Below are 897 nucleotides of genomic sequence, written 5' to 3'. Positions count from 1 at the left end.
ATCGCTTAATACCCGCAGGGGGTTAAAAACCCCCGGCTCATAGCTTAAGTCGTCTAAAGACGACTGATAGATATCAAATGTGCTGCAATTTATATTAATTCGTTTCACTCGTTTGCTTGTTGCGGAAATCAGCCTCAAACATCAATCGCTTTATAATCGGTTTTACAGCCTCAATTAAATGGGTAGGTTTGGCTTGCAACCACACCCCCAGCAGCCCGGTTCTTTGAATTCCTAATCTAGGGGCGATTTTTCTGCTGAAACGCGAGTCAGTGCATTCCCGCAAAATTCCGGGCTTTTCCAATACTGATTGTATCTCGTTCCAACAGCATTATCGCAATTTCGAGTGTGAGTTGCCCTGCGCTCATCTGAGCCGCCGTTAGGATATCGCCGGGAATAATCACGCTCATGGTGTATCCTGCTGGGGGTGGAGGTGGATTATCGCGCGGTGAAAGAGAGGGCGATCGCGCCACTTCCCGTAGCAGTGCGTCGCGTCGCTGTTCCCTGAGTCGCTGTTGAATAATATCGAATCGCCCTTCTGCCACTCCTCCCCTGGCTCTAAACCGGAACCAACACCCTTGGGGGTCGGTTGCGGCAGCAAATCCCCCGGAGAGAAAAGTCCCGCCTGCCAACCCTCACTTCTGACAGACCGTCAGTTTTTCTCGCGCCTGCGGATGACTCACAAAGTAATATTGCAACCACTCGCACCCCCGCGCCAGCAGTTCCTCTAACCCCTCCACCCGCCACACCCGGGCGGTGCAGTCAACTGAGGCGGTGGCCAGGGTTTTGCCGTCTGGGCTAAAACTGACGCTCAATACAGGGCCGGAATGCCCTTCTAAGCGGGCTAATTCGTTGCCGGATAAATCCCACACCCGGGCGGTGCGGTCACCTGAGGCGGTG

General features: G+C 53.7%; 2 protein-coding genes. Both read right to left on the bottom strand.

From position 1 onward, the window contains the following. Positions 1 to 266: 266 nt before the first annotated feature. Positions 267 to 542 (bottom strand): UPF0175 family protein, encoded by a 276-nt coding sequence (locus LKK83_RS23400; protein ID WP_324633801.1) that lies wholly within the window; start codon positions 540 to 542, stop codon positions 267 to 269. 90 nt (positions 543 to 632) lie between these two features. Further along, the coding region (locus LKK83_RS23395) for a WD40 repeat domain-containing protein (RefSeq protein WP_324633800.1) at positions 633 to 897 on the bottom strand (265 nt) is incomplete at its 5' end.

This window comes from Phormidium sp. CCY1219 (genome assembly GCF_035615515.1).
In the GTDB taxonomy this organism is placed as follows: domain Bacteria; phylum Cyanobacteriota; class Cyanobacteriia; order Cyanobacteriales; family Laspinemataceae; genus CCY1219.
Note: the sequence above shows the minus strand (reverse complement) of the source record. Positions and strands in the feature narration are given on the sequence as shown.